Source organism: Acidithiobacillus sp. TH-A36, from assembly GCF_057473445.1.
Window position 1 is genome coordinate 1 of sequence record NZ_JBYCKP010000591.1, and the last position, 1728, is coordinate 1728.

At 55.8% G+C, this 1728-nt stretch carries 1 protein-coding gene; it reads right to left on the bottom strand.

Annotated features, from left to right (window positions below):
- Positions 1 to 1728: coiled-coil domain-containing protein (locus AC2VLY_RS14930; RefSeq protein WP_486922540.1), on the bottom strand; the 1728-nt coding region annotated here is incomplete at both ends.

Genomic DNA, 1728 nt, shown 5'->3' on the forward strand with positions numbered 1-1728 from the left:
TTCAGAATCGGCGGCAGCGGCCAACGTTTCCGCCACAGAAACCGGTACGATGCGCGAGACTCCGGGTTCGGTCATGGTAACGCCGATAAGTTGTTCACCCACCTGCATGGTCAAGTTACGGTGGGTAACAATCAAAAACTGGGTTTGTACGGCCATTTCCTGGACCAAATGGCAGAAACGGCCCACATTGGCGTCATCCAGAGGGGCATCTACCTCGTCGAGCACACAAAATGGGGCTGGATTCAGCCGAAACAGCGCAAAAACCAGGGCAATTGCGGTCAGCGCTTTTTCTCCACCGGATAATTGCTGCAAACTGGCATTACGTTTGCCGGGGGGTTGCGCGCGTAAAACCAGACCGGAATCAAGCAAATCGTCACCCAGCAGACTCAGGGCAGCCTGACCACCCCCAAATAAAATGGCGAACAGCTTTTGCAATTCCTGATTCACCTGATGGAGGGTTTCGGAAAAGCGCGAGATGGTTTCCTGATCCATGGCGGCCATGGCTTCATCCAGACTGTTCAGAGCCATTTCCACATCTTCCACCTGACTTAACAAATTTCCGCGCCGCTTTTCCAGCTCTTGTAATTCTTCTTCTGCGGCGAGGTTCACATTGCCCAGCCGCTGTATGGCGGCAGCAATACGCGCCAGTTGTTCTTCCATAGAGCGGGAATCCGGGCAAGGACCGGGGTTTTCCCCGAGATTTTCTGCCAGTTCCTCGGCACGCCGGGTATTTTCTTCAAGACGGACCTGCAAGGCCGCCATTCCCTGTTCGGTCAGTGCCAGGTTTTGTTGCAGATTGCGCAACTGGGTTTCCAGCGGATGACGCTGCTGCTCCAGGGTGCGAATTTGTTGATCCAGGGTCTGCGCGGATTCCTGATGTTTTTGGACCACGGCCTGCTGTTCTCCAAGCTGATCCTGAAGCTTTTTCTGTTTGTCCTGCAAATCAGGAAGGGCTTGCAGTAGTGCCTCCAGGTTCTGGCGGCTGAGCGCAATGGACTGCATCAGTTGCAGATCCTGCTGCTGGAGATCATCACCGCGCTGTTGCGCTGCTGCCGATTCTGTCTGCAGTTTTTGCACCTGTAATTCCAGTTGCTGACGTTCTTCCCGCAAGCGCCCGTAGGCATTGCGCAATTCCTGAACACGGCGTTTGTCCTTATCCGCTTTTTGTTGCGCCTCGCGCAGATGTTTTTCCTGTACAGCCCAGTTTTCTTCTTCTTCGGCAAAAGCCTTGCGCAGCCCGCTCAGGCGTTCCGAGCTGGCGGTTTTTTCCGATTCCAGACGCTGGGCTTCCATTTGCCGCCCGGTCCGTTGCTGATCTTCCGATTCCACCCGACTTCGTAAACGGGCGACAGACTCCCGTTCCTGTGCCAGTTCCCGGCCAAGTTTCTGCACTTGTGCTTCAGATTCGCGCAGGGGTATTTGCAAAGCGCGAAGAGCCTCTTGGGCCTCATTCAGCGCCGTTTGCGTGGCAACGGCCTGCGCCTCGGCGGCAGTCATAAGCTGCTGGTTATCTTCCAGTTCCCGCCGACATTGCAGCAGGCTGGCCGCGTCTTCCTGTTCGGGAAAAGTCACACCCACCACATGCACAATGACTCCCAGCGGAGTTATCCAGGCTTCCCCTGCGCCCAGTTCATGCCGCTTGGCCATGGCGCTGGTCAGGTCGGGCGCGGTCCGCAAGCCCCAGAGCCAGTCCTGTATACCTTTTCGTAAATTATCCGGAATCTCCAG